The sequence below is a fragment of the Methylobacterium sp. TK26 genome (assembly GCF_055361565.1).
Genome location: NZ_CM143965.1, coordinates 2,742,859 through 2,762,509, shown reverse-complemented (window position 1 = coordinate 2,762,509; position 19,651 = coordinate 2,742,859). Strand labels below are relative to the sequence as shown.

Below are 19,651 nucleotides of genomic sequence, written 5' to 3'. Positions count from 1 at the left end.
CGGCGGGTCAGTCTCCGGCCGCGATCAGGTGGAAGAAGCTTCCGCTGACATGCCCGAGGCGATGACCCGTGAAGCCCAGGTCGGTGCCCTCGGCGTCGGTGATGCGGGCGAGGGCGATGCGCTCGTCCGGCGGGTCCGACGTGACGCTGGCATAATGGAACTCGTGCCCGACGAGGCCGGTCCCCGACCGGCCCAGGGCGCAATCTCCGGCGAGCCGCGCCACGCGGTAGCCGAGATGCAGCTTCCGCCGACGATAGGACGTGGCGACGGGGAGAAGGTCCAGCATCGGATGGACCGCCCCGTCCGCGTCTTCCAGGTTGTCCCCCAGCACCATGTAGCCCCCGCATTCGCCATGGACGGGGCGGGTCCGCGCGAAGGCCCGCATGCCCGCCACGAAGCGTGACGCGGCGGCGATGCGGCCGGCATGGAGTTCCGGATAGCCCCCCGGCAGCCAACAGCAATCGCAATCCTCGGGCGGTGCTTCGTCCGCCAGCGGCGAGAACGGCACCAGCACCGCTCCGGCCTCCCGCCACCCCGCCTCCATGTGCGGGTAGACGAAGCTGAACGCCTCGTCCTGCGCGATGGCGATCCGCTGACCCGGAGGCGGCACGAGGGGGCGACTGCCGCCCATCGGGGCCGCGCCGCCAGCGGCGGCCACGAGGGCATCGAGGTCGATCCCGGCCTCGGCCAGCCCGGCCAGATGCTCCAGGCGTGCGGCAAGGTCGGCGGTCTCCCCCGCCTGGACCAACCCGAGATGCCGCTCCGGCAGGACCAGCCCCGCCTCACGCGACAGGGCGCCGAAGACCCGGAGCCCCGCCCTCTCCATTCCCGCCTCCACGAGACGGCGATGGCGCGGGCTCGCGACCTTGTTCAGGATCACCCCGGCGATGCTCAGGCGCGGATCGTAGAGCGTGCAGCCGAGGGCCACGGCGGCGGCGGACTGGGCCGCGCCTGACACGTCGATCACCAGAATCACCGGCCAGCCGTAGCGCGCGGCGATGTCGGCGTTGGCGCCGGAGCGGTTCTCTGCGGCGCGGACCCCGTCGAACAGGCCCATCGAGCCCTCCGCGAGGACGATGTCGGCCTCGGCCGCCGAGGCGCCGGCCAGGGTATCGAGCAGGGCGGGGGCCATGGCGAAGCTGTCGAGGTTGAAGCTCGGCTCCCCCGTTGCGGCCCGGTGGAAGGCCGGATCGATGTAATCGGGCCCGCATTTGGCGCCCCGAACCCGCATGCCCCGGCGGCGCAGGGCCCGCATCAGGGCCAGCGTGACGGTGGTCTTGCCCGAGCCGGAGCGCGGCGCGGCGATCAGAAGGCCCGGCGCACTCATGCCGAACGGCCCCCCACGGCCCCGTTCGGCCGGAAGCGGCGGTCGTAATCGGCGGCGTAAAGCGCGCTCTCGCGGAAGTCCTCAGCCTCTAGTGCGGGTCCGACGAAAATAATTGCGGTCCGCTCAAGATTTGCTGCATGCACAAGTTGTGGGATCGTCAAGAGCGTTCCACGGACTACTCGCTCGTCGGGCCAGGTCGCGCGGAACACTACGGCCACCGGGCAATCAGCCCCGTAGAAGGGCGTCAATTCGGCGGCGACCATCTCGATGACGTGAATCGACAGGTGGATCGCCAGCGTCGCCCCCGTCGCGGCGAAGGCGGCCAGCCGCTCGCGCTCCGGCATGGCGCTGGCCCGGCCGGAGGTCCGCGTGAGCACCACGGACTGGGCGAGGCCCGGCACGGTGAGTTCCCGGCCGAGCACCGAGGCCGCCGCCGCGAAGGCGGGCACGCCGGGGGTGATCGTGTAGGGGATGCCGAGCCGGTCGAGGCGGCGCAGCTGTTCGGCCAGGGCGCTCCAGATCGAGAGATCGCCCGAATGCAGGCGCGCCACGTCGTGGCCCTCCGCATGGGCCGCCTCGATCTCGGCCACGATCGCGTCGAGGGAGAGCGGCGCCGTGTCGACGATCCGCGCGCCCTGGGGGCACCAGGACAGGATCTCCGGGGCGACCAGGGAGCCCGCGTAGAGGCAGACCGGGCAGGCGGCGATGCGATCGCGCCCGCGCACGGTGATGAGGTCGGCCGCGCCGGGGCCGGCGCCGATGAAATGGACCGTCATCCTTCAGCCCTCTGGCGGGTTTCCGGCCGGAAGGCCAGTGCGCAGGTGACGCTGCCGCTGGCGATCCTGTCGAGCACGAGGCGCGAGTCCGGCCCGGCACAGGCGAGGGCCGCCGCCTCGCAGAGGGAGCCGACGCCGCGCAGGGCCTCGATCCGCGCCGAGCGGGTCGGCACGCGGGCATCGCAGGCGAGGAGCGACTCGGGGGTGACGCCCTCCGGCACGAGGCCGAAGGCGCTCGCCGCCTCGCGGAGCGCCGTGTCGCCGGCCCGGTCGTAGGCGGTGGCGATGGCGGCGAGCCGAACGGGCGCGATGCCGGCCTCCGACAGGGCACGCCGGATCAGCGCCGCGATCTCGGACGCGTCGGCCCCCCGGCGGAAGCCGATGCCGGCGACGATCATCGCGGCTTCGTCCAGGCCCATTGCGTCACCGGCATCGCCGTCCGCCAGCCCTGGAGGCCGCCGACCGCGCTCGCGCGGGCCACCGAAACCCGGCGCAGGCTTCCGCCCCGCGAGGCATAGGCCGCGAGCAGGGCGGCTTCGCCTTCGAGGGTCACGGCGTTGGCGACGAACCGCCCGCCCGGCTTCAGCGCCCCGGCCGCAAGGTCGATCAGCCCCGGTTCCGACACGCCGCCGCCGACGAACACGGCATCCGGCGGCGCCAAACCGTCTAGGGCGGCCGGCGCCCGGCCGAGGACGACCGCGAGGTCGGGCACACCGAGGGAGTGGGCGTTGCGGCGGATCCGCTCCGCCCGCTCGGGCCGCGCCTCGATGGCGGTGGCCCGCAGGGACGGCGCGCGCAGCATCCACTCGATGGAGACCGAGCCGGCGCCCCCGCCGATATCCCACAGGTGCTGCCCCGGCTGCGGCCGAAGGGCCGAGAGGGTCAGCGCGCGGATCTCGGCCTTGGTGAGCTGGCCATCGTTCTCGAACAACTCGTCATCGAGCCCCGGCGCGAGGGGCAATCCCTCGGCCTCGCCGCAAACCTCGATGGCCAGGGTGTTGAGGGCGGCGATGTCGCCGAGGTCGAAGGCGTCGGCGCGGGCGCGGCGGATGCGCTCGCGCGGGCCGCCCATCGCTTCGAGCACCGTGACGGCGCTGGCGCCGAAGCCGCGCGCGGTCAGAAGCCCGGCCAGGGCGGACGCGGTGCCGCCGTCCCAGGCGAGGACGAGGAGCCGCGCCCCCGGCCGGAGATGCGGCACGATCCGCTCCAAAGCCCGCCCGTGCAGCGTGACAGGGCCGATCTCGGCGAGAGGCCAGCCGAGCCGGGCGCAGGCGAGGCTGAAGGCGGAGGGCTGCGGGAAGGCGGCGATCTCGTCCGCCGGCACCAGTCGGGCGATCTCGGCGCCGATGCCGTAATGGAACGGGTCGCCCGTCGCCAGGATGCAGGTCGGCCGTCCGCGCCGGGCAAGGATGCCGGGATAGGCGTCGGTGATCGGGCTCGGCCAGATCCGCGTCTCGGCCGTGAGCGGTGCGGCGAGGTCGAGGTGACGGCGCCCGCCATAGACGATCTCGGCCGCATCGAGGGCGGCGCTTGCGGCGGGCGAGAGGCCGGCGCGGCCGTCCTCGCCGATCCCCACGATCGTCAGCCAGCGGCTCGACACGGGCTCACCGGACGAGGACAAGGCGGCCATGCCCGAATCCCCGACGCGACTTCTGATCCTCGGCGGCACCACGGAGGCGACCGCCCTCGCGCGGGCGCTCGCCGACGATCCGGCCTTCGCGGCCGTGCTGTCGCTCGCCGGCCGCACCAGCGCGCCGATGGCGAGCCCCGTGCCCCTGCGGGTCGGCGGGTTCGGCGGTGCCGAGGGGCTGGCCCGCTCTCTCCGCGAGGGGGGAATCGGGGCGATGATCGACGCCACGCATCCCTTCGCCGCGCGGATCTCCGCCAACGCGGCGCGGGCCGCCGAGCTCGCCGACGTGCCGTTGCTGGCGATCCGCCGCCCGGCCTGGGAACGGGAGGCGGGCGATGCCTGGATCGAGGTCGACGACATGGCGGCGGCGGCCGGCGCCCTCGGGCCGGTGCCGCGCGTGGTGTTCCTCACCATCGGCCGGCAGGAGGTCTCGGCCTTCGCCGGGTCGCCTCACCATGCGTATGTCGTGCGCAGCATCGAGCCGGTGGGCGATGCCCTGCCGGTGCCGCGCCTCACCACCATCGCCGCGCGCGGTCCCTTCGATGCCGAGGCCGAAGCCGCGCTGATGCGCGAGGCCGGCATCGAGGTGGTGGTCAGCAAGAATGCCGGCGGCGCGGCGACCCACGGCAAGATCGTCGCGGCCCGCCGCCTCGGCCTGCCGGTGGTGATGGTGCGCCGGCCCACCAAGCCGGAGGTCCCGAGCGTGGCGGATGCGGCCGGGGCGCTCGCTTGGCTGCGCGATCACGCCGCCCCCGGCACGCTGCGCAGGGTGTAGACGAAGGGCGCCTTGCCCTCGCGGGGGATCAGCCGCGTGCCGGAGGCGCCGAGGATCACCATCGTCGCCATGTCGGCGGGCGCGGCAGGCGCCTCGGCGAGCGTGGTCACGCGGATCGCCTCGTCCGGCCGGCTGATGGCGCGGGCGAACATCACGGGGGTCTCCGGCGGGCGGATGCCGGCGGCCAATTCCAGTGCGGCGCCGAGCTGCCAGGGCCGTGCCGAGGAGATCGGATTGTAGAGGGCGATCACGAAATCCGCCCGCAGCACCGCCTCCAGTCGCGCGGTCACGACCGGCCAGGGCTTGAGGTTGTCGGAGAGCGACATCGCGCAAAAATCCCCGCCGAGTGGCGCCCCGAGGCGCGCGGCGGCGGCCAACATGGCGGTGATGCCGGGCTCGACGGTGATCGCGAGGTCGCGCCAGCCGGGCTCGCCATGCTCCACGGCCTCGAACACGGCCGAGGCCATGGCGAAGACGCCGGGATCGCCCCCCGACACCACCGCCACATGCCGGCCGGCGGCGGCGAGGCTCAGGGCATGGCGGGCGCGGTCGACCTCGACGCGGTTGTCGCTGGCATGGCGCACGAGGCCGTCCCGCTCCGGTACGCGGGCGACGTAGGGGAAGTAGCCGATCAGGTCGGTGGCCGCGTCGAGGGCGCGGCGGGCGGAATCCGTCAGGAGCGACGGGTCGCCGGGGCCGAGCCCGACCACCGTGACGCTGCCGCTCACGGCCGGCGGCCTTCGCCCGGCACGAGGACCATGGAGAAATACGGCGCCGAATCGTCGGCCTTCACTTCCAACGGGATGACCCGCTCGCCCGCCATGGTCCCGCGCTCGACATAGACCGCGCGGGACAAAAGCCCCGCCTCGGTCAGCGCCGCGCGGACCTTCGGCAGGTGCCGGCCGAGCTTCATCACCACGGCGGCGTCGGTGCCCTTCAGGCGCTCGGTCAGGACCGGCAGCGGCAGGGTCGCGGGCAGCACTGTGAGCACGTCGTCGCCCCAGGTGATCGGCGTGCCGGCCCGCGTCCAGCAGCCGGACATGCCGGTGACGCCGGGGATGACCTCCACCGGGAAGCGATCCTTCAGCCGCCGCCACAGGTGCATGAACGAGCCGTAGAAGAAGGGATCGCCCTCCGACAGGATCGCCACGTCGCGGCCGGCATCGAGATGCCCGGCGAGCTTGTCCGACGCCTCGTCGTAGAAGGTCGCGAGGGCGGAGACGTAGTCCGGGTGTTCCGGGTGAAGCTCGGTCGTGTAGGGGTAGGCGAGCGCCATCTCGCGGGACGGATCGCTGAAGATCGCGTCGGCGATGCCGCGCGCGTTGCCGCGCTTCCCCTGCTTGCAGAAATGCACGAGGACCGGCGCCCGCTGCAGGATGCGCAGGGCCTTCACGGTCAACAGGTCCGGGTCGCCCGGCCCCATGCCGACACCGTAGAGCGTGCCGGTGGCGACCGCTTGCGCCACCTCTTCCGTCTCACCCTCGAAGGGCATCAGCCCGTCCATCACTCGACCTCGCTGGCGAGCGCGTTGACGGCCGCCGCCGCCATGGCGCTGCCGCCCCGGCGCCCGTGGACGACGACGAAGGGCACCCGCCCGTCACGCGCCAGCGCCTCCTTGGATTCCGCCGCGCCCACGAACCCGACCGGGATGCCGATCACGGCGGCGGGCGGCGCGACGCCCTCGTCCAGCAATTCGAGCAGCCGGAACAGGGAGGTCGGCGCGTTGCCGACCGCGACGACGCTGCCGGGCAGGTGCTCGCGCCACAATTCCATCGCCGCCGCCGAACGGGTGGTGCTCTGGCGCTGGGCCATCTCCGGCACGCGCGGATCGCGCAGGGTGCAGACGACCCGGTTGTCGGCGGGAAGCCGGGCGCGGGTCACGCCGTCGGCCACCATATGGACGTCGCACAGGATCGGCGCGCCGTTGGCGAGCGCCCGTGCGCCGGCCTCGGCGAAGCCGTCCGACATCTCGACGTCGGCGGGCAGGTCGGTCATGCCGCAGGCGTGGATCATGCGCACGACGCAGCGTTCCGCCGCCCCCGACCAGCGGGCGAGGTCGGCCTCGGCGCGGATGATCGCGAAGGACTTCGCGTAGATCGCGCCGCCATCGCGGACATACTCGTAACGCGACGTGTCGTGCTGCACGGCGGTCGGGCTCGCGCTCATGCCGGTCTCCGGTTCCTCCCCCCGTCGTTGGTAGCCGACGCGAAGGCGGCGGCAAGCCCGAGAGTTGCCGCCCTTCCTAACCGCTCCAAAGCCGCCTCGATAGGGACTTCCAGTTGGTGTGAATCGCCGGGCGCTCCACCGACGATAATGGCGTAGGCCCCCTCGCGCCCGACGAGGGTCAGGTCGGCCGGGCCGGGCTTCGCGCAGCCCTTGGCACAGCCCGAGACATGCGCCGAGAGGCCCCGCGCCGCGAGGGGGCGAAACGTCTCTGCGAGGCGGGCGGCGTCGAGGAGCGTCGGCGTCGAGCCCGAGGCGCAGGCCGGCGCCCCCGTGCAGGCGGCCACCGCCCGGCGCGGATCGTCCGCCGCGACGATGAAGTCGGCGGCGAGGTCGGCGAGGCGGATTCGCTCCGGGCGGGAGGGGAGCAGCACCATGCCGCGCGAGGGCGACAGGCGGATCTCCGGCGCGCCGATGTCCTCCGCGACGGCGATCAGCCGCTCCCATGCGCCGACGGCGCAGCGGCCGAACGGGGCGTCGAGGGCGAGAACGGGCCGGCCGTCATGGGTGGACAGGCCGGGCGCCGGAACCGCCACCGTCATTGCGAGCGGAGCGAAGCGATCCAGCGGCGCCACGTTCTGAGTGTCTGACCGAGAAGTCGGCGGTTCTTTCACCCTCGACCTCATCCTGAGGTGCCGGAGCGCGGCGGTGGCCTCGAAGGAGGGCTCCAGGGATCGCGGCGCTGTCTGGAGGCCTCCTTCGAGGCCGCCGCGCGGCACCTCAGGATGAGGGGGAGTGAGGGGAGGAATCGGCTTTCCGGCCAGACTCTGAGACGTTGCGCTGCCCCGGATTGCTTCGCTTGGCTCGCAATGACGGAGATCGTCGGGATTCACATCCCGCATCCGTCGTTGGCCCGTCGCGACGAAGGCGGCGAGCAGGGCGCCGATGGCGGACGGGGTGTCATCCGAACCGCATTCCCATGCGGACGTCCCCGCGACGATGGCCACGCGATCCGCCGGCAGCGGCAGGACGGACAGGTCCGCCTCGTCCATCGCCATGCCCACCGCGACCAGCGTCTTCGGCGGCAGGCCCGGTACGCCGCGCCCGATGTCCTCGATGGCCTTCGCCAGCGCGGAGAGGCCTGCCTCGGCGAAGGGGCTCGTCAGCGTCAGCCGCTGGGGGCCGCCATCCCGGCGGGTATCCCCAATGCCGACGTGATCCAGGAGGGCGGCGAGCGGCGCGGTGGTCGCCTCGGTGACGCCCCGGATCTGCAGGTTCGCCCGCGCCGTCAGGTCGAGATGGCCGTTGCCGTAGCGGCGCGCGCCCTCGGCTACGGCGCGGCTCTGCGCCAGGCTCAGCACCCCGAGCGGCGGGTGGATGCGCGCGAGGAGGCCGTCGCCGGTCGGCATCGGCCGGCTGAGACCGGGGCACCAGCCCCGGCGGGCGGAATCGGGGAGGGCGCGGCTCATCCGGCCAGCTCGCCGAGGAGGGCGTCGGCGGGAAGCGCGTTGCGGCGGCTCGTCCAGAGGCCCCGGTCGCGGGCCTCGTCGAACCGGTCGAGGATCGCCCGCGTCGCGGCGGGGTTCGCGGCGCGCAGGCGCTCGAACACGTCGGGGTCGGCGATCCAGGCGGAATAGAGCGCCTCGAACCCGGCATCGGTCACGGCATCGCTGCCGGCGGCCAGGACGAACACCGCATCGAGCCCCTGCGCCAGTTCCTGCGCGCCCCGATAGCCGTGGCGCAATTGCGCCGCGATCCAGCGGGGATCGGCGAGGCGGGCGCGGATCAGCCGGGCGGAATCCTCCCGCGCGGTGCGGGCCTTCGGGCGCTCCGGCTCGGACACGTCGAGGCTGTAGAGGGCCGGCTTGGCGCCGCTGAGCGAGGCGGCGGCACTGAACCCGCCCATCGCATCGACGGCGGCGTCGCCGTCGAACAGGTCGCGCTCGGCCACGTCGAAGGCGTGGGCATAGGCATCCGCCTGCGCCACCCGCCGGCCGAAGCCGGCATCCGGCCCCTCGCGGTCGCCATAGGCGTAGCCGCTGGCGTCGAGGTAGGCCCGGCCGATCGCGTCGCGCTCCTGCCAGTCGCCGTCGAGGGCGAGGGCGGCGGCCCCCGCGCCGTAGCGGCCCGGCGCCGCGCCATAGACCCGTGCCCCGGCCTCGCCCCGGCGGGCGGCGGCGGCGAGCGGGTTGTCCTCCTCCTCCTCGTCGCGGGCGGCGACGGCGCGCACGGCCCGGTCGAGGAGGGCGAGCGTGTCGGGGAAGGTGTCGCGGAAGGCGCCGGAGACGCGCATCGTCACGTCGATCCGGGGGCGGTCGAGCACGGCCAGCGGCATCACCTCGAAGCCGGTGACGCGGGTGCTGGCATGGTCCCAGACCGGCCTCACGCCCATCAGCGCCAGGGCGTGCGCGACATCCTCGCCCCCGGTGCGCAGGGTCGGCGAGGCCCAGAGGTCCATGACGATCCGCGCCGGATAGGCACCCTCGTCCTGCAGGTAGCGCGTCACCACCGCCTGCGCGGCCCTCTCGCCCAGCAGCGTCGCCGCCCGGCTCGGGATGGCGCGCGGGTCGAGGGTGGTGAGGTTGCGCCCGGTCGGCATCACGTCGAGCCGCCCGCGCGAGGGCGAGCCGGCCGGGCCGGGGGGCACGAAGCGTCCGTCGAGGGCCGCGAGCAGGCCGGCGCGCTCGCCCGCCGCGCAGGCGCGGACGGGCTCGGGCGCGTCGTCCGGGGCGCGGCCGAAGATGTGCAGCCCATCCCGGAACGAGGTTTCGCCGAGGTCGCAGAGATGGGCGTCGAGGGCGGTCAGGGCCTCCTCCATCGGGGCGCCCTCCGGGATGCCCGCGCCGGCCAGCAGGCCATGGCCCTCGGCTTCTTCCAGGATGGCGGCGGCCAGCAGCTTCGCCCGGCGTGGGTCGAGCACCGTGGCGGCGGAATATTCCTCCACCAGCTCGCGCAGGCGGGCCGTCTCCGGCGGCAGGCCGGCGCGGGCGACGGTCGGGGTCAGGTGGCCGAGCGCGATGCCGCCGAGGCGCCGCTTCACCGGAGCCGCCTCGCCGGGATCGTCCACGACGAAGGGATACACCACCGGCAGCGCCCCGACGCAGAGGGAGGGCCAGCACAGCGGCGAGAGCGCCACGGCCTTGCCCGGCAGCCATTCGGTGGTGCCGTGGGTGCCGAGTTGGACCAGGGCGTCGAAGTGGCGGCGCAGGCCGAGATGGAAGGCGAGGTAGGCGTGCGTCGGCACCCGGTCGGGGTCGTGGTAGCCGGCCTTGCGGTCGGCATCGCGGCCCCTGTCGGGCTGGAGGAACAGGGCGCAGGTCTCCCCGACCCGGCGGAAGCGGAACGCCCCCTCGCGGCAGAGGGGATCGGCCTCCGGGGCGCCCCAACTCTCGGAGAGGGCGGTGCGGGCGTCCTCCGGCAGCGCGGCGAGCCACGCGGCATACTCGGCGAGGGGGACCGCGAAGGTCGCTTCGCCCTCGGTCAGCGCCGACATCGGGTCATCGGGCAGCGGCGCGGCGGGATAGCCCGCCCCCGCGAGGTCGGCGAAGAGGGCGCGGGCGCTTTCCGGCGTGTCGAGCCCCACGGCGAAACCGGCCCGTCCGCCGCGTGCGGGATAGTCCGACATGACGACGGCCACCCGCCGTTCGGCCGGGGGCAGGGCGGCAAGGCGCAGCCAGCCGCGTGCCCGCTCCGCGAGGGCCGCGATGCCCTCCGCATGCGGCACGAGCCGGCGCTCGGAGAAGCCTTCGGCCTCGGGAGCCTCCTCCTTGAACGCGATGGGGAAGCCCGACAGCCGCCCGTCGAATTCCGGCAGGGCGATCTGCATGGCGAGATCGGAGGCGCCGAGCCCCCGCGACGAGACCTCCCAGGCCGTGCGGGGTGAGCCGACCGTGAGGGCCTGCAATACGGGGCATCCCGCCCGGTCGAGGATGAAGCCGGCATCGTCCCGCGCCGAGAAGGCGGTGGCCGCGATCACGATGTCGGGCCGTCGCGCGGCGAGCGCGGCCTCGACGGCGGCGACCGCCTCCGGGTCCTTCAGGCTCGACACGGCGAGGACCATGACGCCGATCCCGCGCTCACCCAGCGCCAGGGCCAGCGTGTCGAAGGGCGCCGTATCCCCGCCGAGCACCGCCGAGCGGTACACGAGGAGGAGGGCGAGGGGTTCGCCCGCCATCGGCACCACGCTCCGCCCCGCCGCCAGGGCCAGATCCAGCGTCACCGGCCCGCAGCCGGCGCAGGAGGGGAAGCCTCGCGGCAGGGGCTGCGGCGGGGGCACCGGGCCGCCACCGTCGAGATGGGTCGCGAGGCGGTGGAACAGGCGGCGCAGATTCTCGGGGCCGCCGGCACGGAAGTAGCCGTCGAGGTCGTCGGCCAAGGCGGCGTCGGTGCTGAAGGCGGCGAGGCGCGGGTCGGGCCGGTCGTCCCCCGGGAGGACGGCGAGCACCACGCCATGCGCCCGCGCAGCCTCGGCACAGCGCTCGACGCCGTAGCGCCAGTAATCGAGCCCGCCGAGGCAGCGGATCACCACCGCGCGGGCGCGGGCGACGACCTTCTCCACGTAGAGATCGACGGAGAGCGGATGCCGCAGCTTGGCGAGCTTGGCCAGCCGCAGCGAGGGCAGGTCCGGCGCGGCGGCATGCGCGCGTGCGAGTCCGGCGAGGTCGCTGTCCGTAAAGGACAGGATCACGAGGTCGCCCGGCTCCTGGCCGAGATCGATCGCCGCCTCGCCCTCGTCGAGGGAGACCGTATCGACGCGCAGGAGGTGCATCGCGCCTCCTCGGCTTATCCCGCCAGGGCGCTGGCGACGGCGTTCTGGTCGAAGCCCTTCAGGCCGATCACCACGAGGCGCCCGTCACGGGCCTCGCCCGCGCGCCAGGGCCGGTCGAAATGGTGCGACACCCGGCGACCCACGCCCTGCACCACGAGGCGCATCGGCTTGCCCTCGACTTCCACGAAGCCCTTGATGCGCAGCACGCCCTCGGTCTCGGCCGCCTTCTCGACGCGGGCGGCGAGGTCGCCCGCCGTCACGGCGGCGCGGACGGGCAGCGCCACGGTCTCGAAGTCGTCGTGGTCGTGGTCCTCGCCCTCGCCGTGGTGCGAGGGGCGGTTGGCGAGGTCGTCCTCGGCCGCCGCGCCGAGGCCGAGCAGCACGCGCGGGTCGATCACGCCGTTGGCGGTCTCCACCACCTTCACGGCGCGGGGCAGGTGGCCCTGCACCTCGGCCCGGACCTTGGCGAGGCCCTCGGCATCCATCAGGTCGGTCTTGTTGAGCACCACGAGGTCGGCGCAGAGGAGTTGGTCCTCGAACACCTCTTCCAGCGGGTTGTCGTGATCGACGGAGGTGTCGGCCGCGCGCTGGGCGGCGAGCGCCTCCGGGTCCTCGGCGAAGGCGCCGGTCGCGACCGCAGGGCCGTCCACCACCGCCACCACGCCATCGACGGTCACGCGCGAGCGGATCGCCGGCCACTGGAACGCCTGGACGAGGGGCTTCGGCAAAGCGAGGCCGGAGGTCTCGATCAGGATGTGCTCCGGCGGCTCGGCGCGGGAGAGCAGGGTTTCGAGGGCCGGCACGAAATCGTCCGCGACGGTGCAGCAGATGCAGCCGTTCGGAAGCTCCACGATGGAATCCTCCGTGCAGCCCTCGATGCCGCAGGCGGCGAGGAACGAGCGGTCGAAGCCGACATCGCCGAACTCGTTGACGAGGATCGCGAGCTTGCGGCCCTTCGCGTTCTCCACGACGTGGCGGACGAGGGTCGTCTTGCCGGCGCCGAGGAAGCCGGTGACGATCGTGCAGGGGATCTTCGCGACGATGGTCATTCGGCGGCCTCAGGCAACGGGGGAAACGGCGGGATGCGGGCGATCACGCCCGAGCGGAATTCCTTCGGGCGCTCCCGCCAGGGGACGATCCCGTCCGGGGTGCCGGCATAGGCCCTGAGGCCATCGAGGATGGTGGTCGCGGCGGCCTCCGCGTCGAGGTCGCCGTAGATGTAGGTCCAGCGGTTGGGCGACGCCACGGCCACCGTGCAGGGCCGCTTGCAGACCGAGAGGCATTCCACCGGCTCGACGCGCAGGCCCTCGGCCCGTCGCGCCAACTCGGCATGGAGGCGTGCCCCGGCGCGGGGTCCCTCCGGGTCGTCGCCCTCGCGCTTGCAGGTGGTGCAGACGTAAAGGGTCGTGACGGGCTCAGGCATGACGGCGCCTCGCCGGGCCGACATTCTGCCACGCCCAGCCGAAGCCGAGGCCGATCATGGCCCAGAACACCGCGCCGATGGCGAGCGAGCGCGCGGCGAACTGCGCCGCGAGGGCGGCCGGCAGTTCCGATGCGCCGTCGGGCGGTGGCGGCGCTCCGGCGATGTGGGGCCCGGCGATCAGCACGAGCCCGCCCAGGATGGCGATGAACGACCGGCGCACGCCGATGAGGTAGAGGCCCATCGCCGTCGCGGCGGCGGTCATCACCCACCACGCCTGCCGGGCCAGAAGCGGCGCCGCCTCCTGCCCCGGCAATTCCGGCGGCAGGCCGAGGGAGGGCGCCAGGGAGACGCTGGCAAAGCCGGCCAGCGCGAAGGCGAGGCCGGTCTGCAGCGTCGGCTCGCGGCCACACGCGATCAGCACCGCGCCGAGCATCAGGGCGTAGCCCACGCCGCCGACGAGGGTCGCGAGGCCGGTGAAGGCCATGCGCTGGAAGCCGGGGGCGGGCTGCCATTCCGGTGCGGCATCGGGCGCCGCGTGGTCGTGGCCCGCATGGGCGAGCACGATCGGCAGGGCAGGGGGCAGGGCCTGTGCCGCGCGGCTGGGCTCCCGCTGCTCGTACTTCTCCGCCTCGATGATGAGGGGAGAGGTCAAGGCGAGTTGCAGCCCCGTGGCGACGACAGCCGCGAGGAAGCCGGCGGCCAGCGCCGCCGACAGAAGGCGAAGGATCATTCCTGGCGCGTTCGCGTCAGTGGCAGGGGAAGTTCTGGGCGTGCCGGAAATCGTGCGCCGCGTTGTGGAGCGCGATGGCCGGCGAGAAGCCCGCCATGAACACGAGGCCGAGGCCGAGGAACGCCGCCAGCGCGGCCGCCATCAGGCGCTCGTTGGCGCGGGTGGCGACGGGGGCAAAGGACGAGGACTGCGTCGTGGTCGTCATCTGGGCTCTCCAGCCGCCCCACCGGCGGCGTTGTGAAAAGTCGGGATGACGGCAGGTCTCCTGGCTCGCGGCTCGGCGCGCCCACCGCCTTCCCGGATCGCTCCGGTGGCTGCTGGCAGGCGCTCGCCGCTTACAGTTGCGGGGGCAGCCGCGGGGTCGGGCAGGCCCTCACCGCGTTCCCTTTTCACCCCTCTCGGGGCACCGTCATCCGCCCTGTGTAGACGGAGTCCGTGCCCGGCACAACGGCGACGACAACCCGATCAACCGGGCACGACCACGCAATGCCGGGCCGAACGCGCCGGCAGCGTCAGGCGCAGGGTGCCGCCGGAGACGGGCTCGGCCGCGCCCAGGGCGGCCATCTCGGGATGGCGGGCATCGAAGCCGTACTGCGTGAGGCGCGAGGCCGGCAGCGGTCGCTCGAAGGCGATCTCCACCGGCCGCGTCTCGGCCGCGCGGTTGATCGCCACGAGATGCAGTCTCGCCCCGTCCGTGCCGGCCCGGACGGTGAGGCCATCGGGCCGCGCGGCCTCGACGGGCAGGGCGTTGTCGGGGAAGCGGCCGCCTCGGCCGTCGTAGTTGCGATAGAGCCGGAAGGCCGTCCCGAGCCAGCCGGCGAGGGACCCCCAATGGGCGGTGAGCAGCATCTCGGGCCGGGCGAACCGCGCGAGGGCGTCGGCGAGGGCGAGGCCGGAGGCGAGTTGGCCCGCGCCGCCGTAATTGTACTCCGTCACGGCGGTGCGCGTGCCGGGGAAGTTCGCCGCCGTCAGCCGTTCGAGGCTCGGCATCAACGGCAGGGCGAGGCCGCCCTCGTTCGACACGGGCAGCGCCTGCGAGACCCAGCTCGCCTCGCGAAAGCCCGGCTCGGTAAGGGAGCGCGGCGCATCGAGCAGCGGCCCGGCCAGGGCCGGATCCTCCGTGCGGAACAGGGTGCCCCGCTCGCTGAACGGATACCAATGCACGTCGAGGGCATCGAGCAGGCGCTTGCCCTCGCGCTCCGAGGCGAGGCGGAAGGCGTCGAGATACGCGGCCAGGAAGCTGCCGTGCTGCCGGAAGGCGTTCCAATCGGGGGCGTTCTGCAGGCTCACCATCCCCGTGGTGCCCCAACTCGCCGGGCCGATCACCCAGGCGTCGGGATCGATGGCCTTGATCGCCCGCGCCGCCTTGATCGACCGGGCCAGCAGATCCGCGATCCGCACCGGCTGACGCACGATGCGCGGGTGCTGTGTCGCCCAGAGGCCGGGCTCGTTGTCGAGGATGTAGCCGCGAATGCCCGTGGCGCCGGAGGCGGGGCCGTAGCGGGCGACGAGCCGCGCCAGGAGGTGTGGGATGTCCGCGACGCGTGGGTCCACGGGCGCGGAGGCGTCGCGCCGTCCCTCCCACGAGACCGGCACGAAGCGCGGGGAGGGGGCCGCTCGGTCGGCCGGGACGGGGCCGTCCTTGTCGGCGGCGACGTAACCCGCGAGCGGCAGGGTGACGATGCTGCGCGCGCCCATCGCCAGCGAGGCGCCGTGCATCGCCGCAATCACCGCGCCGGGCACGCCGCGCTCGGCGGGGGGCAGGCCGAGGCTCTGGCTCAGGAAATCGCCGTTCGCCTGCTGCCAGTCCTTGCCGGCGTTGCAGGCATTGTTGGTCCAGTTGTAGCTCGTGGCGAAGTTGCCGCCGAACCGGCGCAGGGTGACGCCGGCCGCCCGGTCGAGCTCCGCCGAGCGTGGGCCGCCGTCGAGGGTGCCGATCTCACCCGAGCCGTAGATCAGCGGGCTCACCGGCACCGGGTCGGCACCGTTGCGGACTCGCACGCCCAGCGGCTCGCCCGCACGGGAGGGGCCCGCCCAGATCGTCGCCCCGGCGCCCGCGAGCAGCGCCCGGCGGCTCGGCCTCACGAGACGAGCCCGGACCCGTAGAGCGATCCCCGGAAGCGGGTCATCCAGAACACCTTGCCGAGGCCGCCGCAGGCCGCGATCCGGTGGTGGCGCGCGGCGGGCGGGTTGATCGGCTTCAGAAGCAGCGACAGTACCCCGGAGATGATGGTCTGCGCGACGCCGACCAGCATCCACCGCGCTACCTCCAGGCGGCGGCGGGGGGAGGCCATCTCATGTACGAAGGTGCGGATCTGGCCACTGAGGAAGCGGCGGCGGCGGACATAGGCCCAGTCGAGACGGCGCGGGGGCACCCATTCCGTCACCTCGGCGGCGGCCGCCCAGCCGAAGCGCCGCCCCTCGTGGACGAGGCGCTGCAGGAACAGGCTGTCCTCACCGCCGATGCTGTTCAGCCGTTCCTCGAACGGGCCACCGGGGATCGCGCAGACGGAGGCCGCGAAAAGGGAGTTGTTGGTGCCGAGATAGGCGGCGCGGTGGGTGACGTCTCCCCCGTCCTCGGCGGTGACGCCCCGCGCGAAATAGGCCGCGAAGGGTCCGATCTCGCGGTCGTCGTCGGCCCGCGCGCTCACGGGGCCGAACACCGCATCGTAGGCGCCCCGGCGGGCGACGGCGAGGAGCGCCGCCAGCCAATGCGGCCCGCCGGTCTCGTCGTCGTCGATGAAGGCGATCCACTCGCCCCGCGCCGCCGCCACGCCGGCATTGCGCGCCGTGGCGATGCCGGGTTGGGGCACGGAGACGTAGCGCACCGGCATGGGCGCGCCCTCGGCGAGGCGCTCGATGAGGGTGCGGGCATTGCCGTCGGAGGAGTTGTCCACGACGACGATCTCGGCCCCCGTGTCCGGCGGCAGGCGCTGCGCGAGGATGCATCCCAGGGCGCGCTCGAGCGCCTTATGACGATTCAGGGTGGGGATGACCACGCTGACCGCGACCGGCTCGGTTCCGGGCATACCGTCTCCGATGCTCCCTGAGAAGTTCATTAATAGATAACCGGCGAGTTATAATTTGTACGCCGTTGCGACTTATTCCAGCCGGAAGTAAAGTCGGCATCTGATATCGTGAGATCAATACCGCATTTGCGCGTTAATTTCTCCGACAATGGTAAACGAAATGCTGTAGACGGCGCCGGGCGGACAAGAATCGCGTTCGTCGGCTGCGGCTATGTCGCCGATATGTACCGGCAGTGCCTCGATCTGCATGCGGACGGGCTCGATCTGATCGGCGTCTACGACCGTGACCCGGAACGGCTCGCCGCCTTCGCGCGCACCTGGGGCGACAGGGCCTTCGGCTCGCTGGCCGAACTCCTGGCCGAGCCGGGCGTGGTCGTGGTGAACCTGACCGATCCGGAGAACCACGCCCCCGTCACCCGCGCGTCCATCGCGGCGGGTCGGCACGTCTATTCGGAGAAGCCCCTCGGCCTGACGCTGACCGAGGCGCGCGGCCTCAACGACGCGGCGGCGGCGGCCGGCGTGCGCCTCGCCGCCGCGCCGAGCAACATCCTGGGGGAGCAGGCGCAGACCCTGTGGCGGGCGGTGCGGCAGGGCGCGGTCGGGCGGGTGCGGCTCGTCTATGCCGAACTCGACGACGGCATGGTCCACAAGGCCGATTACCGGAACTGGATCAGCCGCAGCGGGCGGCGCTGGCCGGCGGAAGGCGAGTTCGAGACCGGCTGCACCTTCGAGCATGCGGGCTACGTCGTGACGCTGCTCGTGGCGATGTTCGGGCCCGTGCGGCGGGTGACGGCCCATGCCTCCCTGCTGATCCCGGACAAGGAATGCGACCAGCCGGTGCATCCGGCGCCGGATTTCTCCTGCGGTCTCCTGGAGTTCGACGGCGGCATCGTCGCGCGGGTCACGAACTCCATCGTCGCGCCCTACGACCACCGCCTGCGGATCGTGGGCGACCGTGGGGTGCTGCAGGTCGAAGAGCCGTGGGATTTCGCCGGCCCCGTCCGATTGAAGCGCACGGCGACGAGCCGGCTCGATCGCTTCCTGGAACGGCGCCTGCCGTTGCGGCGGGGCAGGGTGGTGCCGCCCGCCCGTCCGGTGCCGTTCCGGGCCGGGCGCGGGCGTCCGCCGATGGATTTCATGCGCGGCATCCGGGACTTCGCGGATGCCATCGCCTCCGGCGCGCCGGGGCGGATGGACGCGGATCTCGCGGTCCACATCACCGAAGTCACCGAGATGCTGCAGCACCCCGAACGCTTCCCGCGCCCGGCGCCGGTTTCGTCCGCGCCTGGGGCGATGCGGCCGATGGAGTGGGCGGTCTGACGACCCGCAGGAGAACGCGACCCGTGGACGTTCCAAGCCCCCCGACCCTGATCACCCTGTCTTTCTCGGGCGATCTCGATTGCTGCCGCCTGCTCTGCGAGACGGCCGACCGCTTCGCCCCCGCCGGGGCGGCGCATCTCCTCGCCGTGCCGGCGGCGGACATGCCCTTGTTCCGGCCGCTGGCCGGCGGGCGCCGGGCGCTCGTCCCGCAGGAGGAATTACTGCCCGGCTGGCTGCGCAAGCTCCCCCTGCCGGGGCCGGAATGGCGGCGGCGCCTGCGGCTGCCCCGGCGCAACGTCTACATCTCGTTCAAGGGGCGGCCGGTGCGGGGCTGGATCGCCCAGCAGATCATGAAGCTCAACGCCGCCGCCGGGGCGGCGACGGACACGGTGCTCCACCTCGACAGCGACACCGCCTTCGTGCGCCCGCTGCCCGCCGGGGCGCTGGCCCAGGACGGGCTTCTGCGCCTCGCCCGCTTCCCCGGCGCGGCGGACGATGCCATGCACGCGCCCTGGCACCGCGCGGCCTCGACGCTACTCGGCCTGCCGCCGACGGACTACCACGGGGCCGACTACATCGATCAGTTCGTGACGTGGCGGCGCGCCAACGTGCGCGGCCTGCTGGAGCGGATCGGCGCCGTCACCGGGCGCGACCCCATCGAGGCCCTGGCCGCCACGAGCGACTTCTCCGAATACATCCTCTACGGCGTCTATTGCGAGCATGTGCTCGGGCTCACCGCCTCCGGCCATGCCGGGGCGGAGGAGAGCCTGTGCGAGACCGTCTGGTCCGAGGGCGGCGGCATCCCGGAGGTCCGGCCGGGCCGCTACGGCCTCGGCATCCAGTCGACCATCCCGCTCTCCTGGGAGGCGCGACGCTCCATCGTGGGCACGGCCATCGCGCGGGGCTGAGGGCTCAGCGCGCCCGGCGCCGGTATTCCCAGACGCGGCGGAAGATCTGCGGGCCGTCGATCAGGTAGCGGCGGCCGAGCCGCCGTGGCTCGCAGGCGAGGCGGAACAGCCATTCGAGGTTGAGCGTCCGCAGGATCGCCGGGGCGCGGGCGCGGTCGCCGACGAGGAATTCCAGCCCGGCGCCGATGCAGAGGCCGACGCCCTTGGCGATGCCGCGCCGGGCCAGCGCGTTGGCCAGAAGCTCCTGCTGCGGCGAGCCGACCGCCAGCACGACGAACCGCACCGGCCGCGCCTCGATGGCCTCGACGGTGGCCGCGAGCTTGGCGGGGTCGGTGCGCAGGCCCATGGGCGGGCGGATCTGCTCGACCCGCGTCAGCCCGCAGAGATCGGCCACCGATTCCGCGAGCCCGTCGCCGCCGCCGACGATGAGGATCGGCGAATCCGCCGTCAGCTTCGGATGGGTGAGGAGCGCGGCCACGAGGTCCGAGCCCGGCACGGGGGGCAGGTCGGTGCCGCAGGACTTCGCGAGCAGGGCCAGCACGCGGCTGTCGTTGATGCACAGCCACGCCTCCCGGTAGAGGCGGCCGACCTCCGGATCCTCGGTGATCCGCACCATGTGATCGACGTTCGGCGTCACGAGGTAGCGGAAGCTCTGGCTCGCCGGCACGGCGAGGAGGGTGTTCAGCGCGCCGTCGAGGTCGAGCCTGTCGAAGGGCAGGTCGAGGAAGTCCGTGCGCGGCTCGGCCTTGGACGGGAAGAGGGCAGGTTCGGCGGTGGTGGCCATGGCTCGTCCCTCGCTCAC

At 73.4% G+C, this 19,651-nt stretch carries 19 protein-coding genes and 1 riboswitch; of the genes, 3 read left to right on the top strand and 16 right to left on the bottom strand.

What is annotated here, in order from left to right; translation table 11 throughout:
- Window positions 1-7 precede the first annotated feature (7 nt).
- The 4 genes from ACXJ1Y_RS13335 to cbiE are packed head-to-tail and all read right to left on the bottom strand — an operon-like array spanning window position 8 to window position 3,733.
- On the bottom strand, window positions 8-1,327 hold the full coding sequence (locus ACXJ1Y_RS13335) for a cobyrinic acid a,c-diamide synthase CobB (RefSeq protein ID WP_463846726.1): 1,320 nt from the start codon (window positions 1,325-1,327) through the stop codon (window positions 8-10).
- On the bottom strand, window positions 1,324-2,103 hold the full coding sequence (gene cobM / locus ACXJ1Y_RS13330) for a precorrin-4 C(11)-methyltransferase (RefSeq protein WP_463846725.1): 780 nt from the start codon (window positions 2,101-2,103) through the stop codon (window positions 1,324-1,326). The genes ACXJ1Y_RS13335 and cobM overlap by 4 nt, the downstream gene beginning before the upstream one ends.
- Window positions 2,100-2,522 (bottom strand): cobalamin biosynthesis protein, encoded by a 423-nt coding sequence (locus ACXJ1Y_RS13325; RefSeq protein ID WP_463846724.1) that lies wholly within the window; start codon window positions 2,520-2,522, stop codon window positions 2,100-2,102. The genes cobM and ACXJ1Y_RS13325 overlap by 4 nt, the downstream gene beginning before the upstream one ends.
- Window positions 2,498-3,733 carry a precorrin-6y C5,15-methyltransferase (decarboxylating) subunit CbiE gene (gene cbiE / locus ACXJ1Y_RS13320; RefSeq protein WP_463846723.1) on the bottom strand — a complete coding sequence of 412 codons (1,236 nt, stop codon included), beginning with the start codon at window positions 3,731-3,733 and terminating at the stop codon, window positions 2,498-2,500. The genes ACXJ1Y_RS13325 and cbiE overlap by 25 nt, the downstream gene beginning before the upstream one ends.
- On the opposite strand from cbiE, the gene ACXJ1Y_RS13315 reads away from it, so the two are divergent.
- Window positions 3,732-4,508, top strand: coding sequence for a cobalt-precorrin-6A reductase (locus ACXJ1Y_RS13315; RefSeq protein ID WP_463846722.1), 777 nt, complete (start codon window positions 3,732-3,734; stop codon window positions 4,506-4,508). The two genes, cbiE and ACXJ1Y_RS13315, sit on opposite strands and share 2 nt — an antisense overlap.
- Here ACXJ1Y_RS13315 and cobJ read toward each other — a convergent pair.
- From cobJ to ACXJ1Y_RS13260, 11 genes are all read right to left on the bottom strand, one after another.
- Window positions 4,475-5,236, bottom strand: a complete 762-nt coding sequence (cobJ, locus tag ACXJ1Y_RS13310) for a precorrin-3B C(17)-methyltransferase (protein WP_463846721.1) — start codon at window positions 5,234-5,236, stop codon at window positions 4,475-4,477. The two genes, ACXJ1Y_RS13315 and cobJ, sit on opposite strands and share 34 nt — an antisense overlap.
- Entirely contained in the window at window positions 5,233-6,012 is a 780-nt protein-coding gene (locus tag ACXJ1Y_RS13305; protein ID WP_463846720.1) for a precorrin-2 C(20)-methyltransferase, read from the bottom strand. Before ACXJ1Y_RS13305 ends, cobJ begins: the two co-directional genes overlap by 4 nt.
- Window positions 6,012-6,674 (bottom strand): precorrin-8X methylmutase, encoded by a 663-nt coding sequence (locus ACXJ1Y_RS13300; RefSeq protein WP_463846719.1) that lies wholly within the window; start codon window positions 6,672-6,674, stop codon window positions 6,012-6,014. Before ACXJ1Y_RS13300 ends, ACXJ1Y_RS13305 begins: the two co-directional genes overlap by 1 nt.
- Window positions 6,671-8,140 carry a ferredoxin-like domain-containing protein gene (locus ACXJ1Y_RS13295; RefSeq protein ID WP_463846718.1) on the bottom strand — a complete coding sequence of 490 codons (1,470 nt, stop codon included), beginning with the start codon at window positions 8,138-8,140 and terminating at the stop codon, window positions 6,671-6,673. The genes ACXJ1Y_RS13300 and ACXJ1Y_RS13295 overlap by 4 nt, the downstream gene beginning before the upstream one ends.
- Window positions 8,137-11,439 (bottom strand): cobaltochelatase subunit CobN, encoded by a 3,303-nt coding sequence (cobN, locus tag ACXJ1Y_RS13290; RefSeq protein ID WP_463846717.1) that lies wholly within the window; start codon window positions 11,437-11,439, stop codon window positions 8,137-8,139. Before cobN ends, ACXJ1Y_RS13295 begins: the two co-directional genes overlap by 4 nt.
- A gap of 14 nt (window positions 11,440-11,453) precedes the next feature.
- On the bottom strand, window positions 11,454-12,488 hold the full coding sequence (gene cobW / locus ACXJ1Y_RS13285) for a cobalamin biosynthesis protein CobW (protein WP_463846716.1): 1,035 nt from the start codon (window positions 12,486-12,488) through the stop codon (window positions 11,454-11,456).
- Complete coding sequence (locus tag ACXJ1Y_RS13280) at window positions 12,485-12,862, bottom strand: DUF1636 family protein (protein WP_463846715.1); 378 nt, start codon at window positions 12,860-12,862, stop codon at window positions 12,485-12,487. Before ACXJ1Y_RS13280 ends, cobW begins: the two co-directional genes overlap by 4 nt.
- Window positions 12,855-13,592, bottom strand: coding sequence for a CbtA family protein (locus ACXJ1Y_RS13275; RefSeq protein WP_463846714.1), 738 nt, complete (start codon window positions 13,590-13,592; stop codon window positions 12,855-12,857). Before ACXJ1Y_RS13275 ends, ACXJ1Y_RS13280 begins: the two co-directional genes overlap by 8 nt.
- 16 nt (window positions 13,593-13,608) lie before the next feature.
- The gene (locus ACXJ1Y_RS13270; RefSeq protein WP_243954908.1) at window positions 13,609-13,797 is read right to left on the bottom strand and encodes a CbtB domain-containing protein; all 189 of its coding nucleotides are present in this window, start codon (window positions 13,795-13,797) and stop codon (window positions 13,609-13,611) included.
- A gap of 33 nt (window positions 13,798-13,830) precedes the next feature.
- Window positions 13,831-14,018, bottom strand: a riboswitch (cobalamin riboswitch).
- A gap of 39 nt (window positions 14,019-14,057) precedes the next feature.
- Window positions 14,058-15,677, bottom strand: coding sequence for a glycoside hydrolase family 44 protein (locus ACXJ1Y_RS13265; protein WP_463846713.1), 1,620 nt, complete (start codon window positions 15,675-15,677; stop codon window positions 14,058-14,060).
- Window positions 15,674-16,621, bottom strand: a complete 948-nt coding sequence (locus ACXJ1Y_RS13260) for a glycosyltransferase family 2 protein (RefSeq protein ID WP_463846712.1) — start codon at window positions 16,619-16,621, stop codon at window positions 15,674-15,676. The genes ACXJ1Y_RS13265 and ACXJ1Y_RS13260 overlap by 4 nt, the downstream gene beginning before the upstream one ends.
- 126 nt (window positions 16,622-16,747) lie before the next feature.
- Between ACXJ1Y_RS13260 and ACXJ1Y_RS13255 the strand changes: the two genes are divergently transcribed.
- Together ACXJ1Y_RS13255 and ACXJ1Y_RS13250 are read left to right on the top strand one after the other, a co-directional pair.
- Entirely contained in the window at window positions 16,748-17,941 is a 1,194-nt protein-coding gene (locus ACXJ1Y_RS13255; RefSeq protein WP_463846711.1) for a Gfo/Idh/MocA family protein, read from the top strand.
- A 23-nt stretch (window positions 17,942-17,964) separates the two neighbouring features.
- A complete protein-coding gene (locus tag ACXJ1Y_RS13250) occupies window positions 17,965-18,849 on the top strand; it encodes a DUF6492 family protein (RefSeq protein ID WP_463846710.1) in 885 nt (294 codons plus the stop codon).
- A 4-nt stretch (window positions 18,850-18,853) separates the two neighbouring features.
- Here ACXJ1Y_RS13250 and ACXJ1Y_RS13245 read toward each other — a convergent pair whose 3' ends face one another.
- A complete protein-coding gene (locus ACXJ1Y_RS13245; RefSeq protein ID WP_463846709.1) occupies window positions 18,854-19,651 on the bottom strand; it encodes a WecB/TagA/CpsF family glycosyltransferase in 798 nt (265 codons plus the stop codon).

Coding starts and splice junctions, on each gene's coding strand:
- ACXJ1Y_RS13335 (WP_463846726.1), bottom strand. CDS start 1,327: ATGAGTGCGCCGGGCCTTCTGATCGCCGCGCCGCGCTCCGGCTCGGGC.
- ACXJ1Y_RS13280 (WP_463846715.1), bottom strand. CDS start 12,862: ATGCCTGAGCCCGTCACGACCCTTTACGTCTGCACCACCTGCAAGCGC.
- ACXJ1Y_RS13325 (WP_463846724.1), bottom strand. CDS start 2,522: ATGGGCCTGGACGAAGCCGCGATGATCGTCGCCGGCATCGGCTTCCGC.
- cobN (WP_463846717.1), bottom strand. CDS start 11,439: ATGCACCTCCTGCGCGTCGATACGGTCTCCCTCGACGAGGGCGAGGCG.
- ACXJ1Y_RS13270 (WP_243954908.1), bottom strand. CDS start 13,797: ATGACGACCACGACGCAGTCCTCGTCCTTTGCCCCCGTCGCCACCCGC.
- ACXJ1Y_RS13275 (WP_463846714.1), bottom strand. CDS start 13,592: ATGATCCTTCGCCTTCTGTCGGCGGCGCTGGCCGCCGGCTTCCTCGCG.
- ACXJ1Y_RS13315 (WP_463846722.1), top strand. CDS start 3,732: ATGCCCGAATCCCCGACGCGACTTCTGATCCTCGGCGGCACCACGGAG.
- ACXJ1Y_RS13300 (WP_463846719.1), bottom strand. CDS start 6,674: ATGAGCGCGAGCCCGACCGCCGTGCAGCACGACACGTCGCGTTACGAG.
- cbiE (WP_463846723.1), bottom strand. CDS start 3,733: ATGGCCGCCTTGTCCTCGTCCGGTGAGCCCGTGTCGAGCCGCTGGCTG.
- ACXJ1Y_RS13305 (WP_463846720.1), bottom strand. CDS start 6,012: ATGGACGGGCTGATGCCCTTCGAGGGTGAGACGGAAGAGGTGGCGCAA.
- ACXJ1Y_RS13295 (WP_463846718.1), bottom strand. CDS start 8,140: ATGAGCCGCGCCCTCCCCGATTCCGCCCGCCGGGGCTGGTGCCCCGGT.
- cobW (WP_463846716.1), bottom strand. CDS start 12,488: ATGACCATCGTCGCGAAGATCCCCTGCACGATCGTCACCGGCTTCCTC.
- cobM (WP_463846725.1), bottom strand. CDS start 2,103: ATGACGGTCCATTTCATCGGCGCCGGCCCCGGCGCGGCCGACCTCATC.
- ACXJ1Y_RS13260 (WP_463846712.1), bottom strand. CDS start 16,621: ATGCCCGGAACCGAGCCGGTCGCGGTCAGCGTGGTCATCCCCACCCTG.